The organism is Paenibacillus periandrae, from assembly GCF_022458865.1.
GTDB lineage: Bacteria > Bacillota > Bacilli > Paenibacillales > NBRC-103111 > Paenibacillus_S > Paenibacillus_S periandrae.
On record NZ_JAJNMU010000243.1, the window covers coordinates 1 to 231 of the forward strand.

General features: G+C 51.9%; 1 protein-coding gene. It reads right to left on the bottom strand.

The genetic code is table 11. From position 1 onward, the window contains the following. Positions 1 to 231: hypothetical protein (locus LRL21_RS45395; RefSeq protein ID WP_240422270.1), on the bottom strand; the 231-nt coding region annotated here is incomplete at both ends.

A 231-nucleotide genomic window follows, 5' to 3' on the forward strand; every position in this document is an offset into this window, starting at 1 on the left:
CCCCACCCTGATTCATTCCCCAGAGTAACCGGTATTTGTTTTTCGATCCCGTCGTGAAGGTCACCACTTTACTCCCCACCGTTCCCGCTGGATCTGTCCACGACGTCCAACCGAAATCCCGGTCTTCTTCCTCACTCCGCGCGACAAAGTAGTAAAAACCGTTGGTGGCTGTCACCGCCTTGTGCTTAAACGATACGGTATAGGTCGTGTTTTTTTCCAGCTGCATTTTGC